Below are 2268 nucleotides of genomic sequence, written 5' to 3' on the forward strand. Positions count from 1 at the left end.
GCGCGGCCAGCGCGGCCCGGTTACGGGCCAGGGCGGCGGCGGTTTCCGGCGCATCGGCGCGTCCGTTCAGGTCGCACATGTCAGCCACCAGACGCACCTCGGCGCACTTTTGCTTGGCAAAGGCCAGCCACTGCGCCACTTCCGGGTCCAGCCCGGTTTCCGCGTCAAGGTCCACGGGGGTGTGCAGCAGCGAGCAGGACGGGGCCACCCACACCCGGTCAGGGCCAAGGGCGGCCACGGCGGTGCGCACCGGCGCGGCGGCCTTGTCCGCGTCCACGCGCCAGACGTTGCGGCCATTGATGACCCCCAACGAAAGCGCAATGCCGGATTGTGGCAGCGCGGGGTCGTCGGGCTGTTTTCTGGGGGTGCGGGACAGGATGTCCAGCGCCGGTGCCAGGTCTTCCGGCCCGCGCACCAGATCCAGATGTACCACGTCCACAGGAAGGGACAGTGCCGTGGGCAGGTTGTCGCCCACCGGGGCGAAGTAGGTGGCCAGCACCAGGGTGGCGTCCGGCGCGGCCACGCGCAGCCGGGCATAGGCGGGTACGAAGCGCGAGCGGATGTCGTCGGCCAGATCCAGCGACAGGATGGGTTCATCAAGTTGGATCAGCGGGCAGCGGGCGGCCACGTCGCGCAGCAGCACGCCGTAGGCGTCGAGCAGGGCGGGCAGCAGCGACCAGCGGGTGCCGCCGTCCACGCGCTTGGACAGCCACAGGAAGGTCATGGGGCCGGGCAGCACCGCCTTGGGGGTGAAGCCCGCCGCCAGCGCCTCGTCAAGCCGGGCCAGCAGGGGGGCGGCGTCGGGCGCGAAGGTGGTGGTCGCGTCCAGTTCCGGGACCAGGTAGTGGTAGTTGGTGTCGAACCACTTGGTCATTTCCAGCGGGGCCACGGGGTGGTCGCCGCCTTGCCCGCGCGCCATGCGGAACATCAGGTCGATGTCGCGCGGAGCATCGCCGTTGCGGAAGCGCGGGGGCACCACGCCCAGCAGCAGGGCGGCGTCCAGGATGTGGTCGTACAGGGCGAAGTCGCCCACGGGCACCACGTCGATGCCCGCCTCGCGCTGGAGGGTCCAGTTGCGCAGGCGGATGGCGCGGGCGGCGTCCTCCAGTTGCTGCCGCGTGGCGGCGCCTTTCCAGTAGTCCTCGACGGCCTTTTTCAGTTCACGGTTGCCGCCGATGCGCGGAAAACCAAGGGTGTGGGTACGCATTGCCACCTCCGGAATGCGTGAAGACAGGTGAGAGCGATTCGCGAGCGCGCGCCCGTGCAACGGGCGGGCGCATGCCGGGGTCCGGTTCGCGCGGCCTTGGGCGGTGTGCGGAGGGGACGTCTTCCGACTGACGGGCGGTGGGTGAAAGGCTCCGTAACCACGCGAGCGCCCTTGCGAGGGACGTCGCGTGTTGCGGGGCCGTGGCCCGCGCTCTTCCCACCCCGCCGTGTCCGGTTGCCCCTTGCCGTGCAGGCAAGGGGAGAGCCGGAGGGCAGTGGCGGTGGACGCGGGCGGCATGCCCGAACACGGCAGCGCGCCTGTACCGGATTCGCACCGGTTTCCGTTTCCCTTCCACGTCCGAGCATGCAGCGGTCTGCGTTGCCCGGGGATGATAACATCACTAAATCAGCAAATACTGATATAGTGATGTCGTGTCAAGCGTGGGAAGGAACTTTGTCAGCAGATTGCTCTTTGCCGCCACAGGCTGTTGAGCACTCCAAATCGCACGAAGGGAAGGACTCCGTTGGAAAAGGAGCCTCTTCCCCCGCCTCCTCCAAAAAATGTTCTGTTGTGTTAATTGGATATTGCGCAGCCATAAAATATGGGGTTCCAAGGGGCGGCAGCCCCTTGGCCGCCGGAGGCGTTCAAAAAGCAGACGTTGTGGACAAGCTGAAGCGGCCCGCCGCACAGGTGGTGCGACGGGCCGTTAATGAATGCAGCGGAGTGCGGGCGTTTCGGCAGGCTACTTGCGGTACATGGCCCCGGTGGCCGCGCTGGTCACCTGACGGGCGTAGCGGCGCAGCAGGGGTGAGGTGACCGGCTTTTCCAGCGGCACGAAGGCTTCGCGCCGGGCGGCCAGTTCCGCCTCGTCCACCAGCAGGTCCAGCCTGCGGGCGGGGATGTCGATGAGGATGCGGTCGCCTTCCCTGACCAGCCCGATGTTGCCGCCATCGGCGGCTTCCGGCGAGACGTGGCCGATGGCCGCGCCGCGCGTGCCGCCGCTGAAGCGGCCGTCGGTGATCAGGGCCACGTCCGCACCCAGGCCCATGCCCGCGATGGCG

The 2268-nt window shown here is 68.5% G+C and carries 2 pseudogenes; both read right to left on the minus strand.

The window, feature by feature from the left end:
• Nucleotides 1-1207, minus strand: a pseudogene (locus FVW27_RS13585) (5-methyltetrahydropteroyltriglutamate--homocysteine S-methyltransferase); the annotation flags it as partial.
• Nucleotides 1208-1949: 742 nt separating this feature from the next.
• Nucleotides 1950-2268: pseudogene (locus FVW27_RS13590) on the minus strand (dihydroxy-acid dehydratase domain-containing protein); the annotation flags it as partial.

The organism is Nitratidesulfovibrio liaohensis (assembly GCF_011682075.1).
GTDB classification, from domain to species: domain Bacteria; phylum Desulfobacterota; class Desulfovibrionia; order Desulfovibrionales; family Desulfovibrionaceae; genus Cupidesulfovibrio; species Cupidesulfovibrio liaohensis.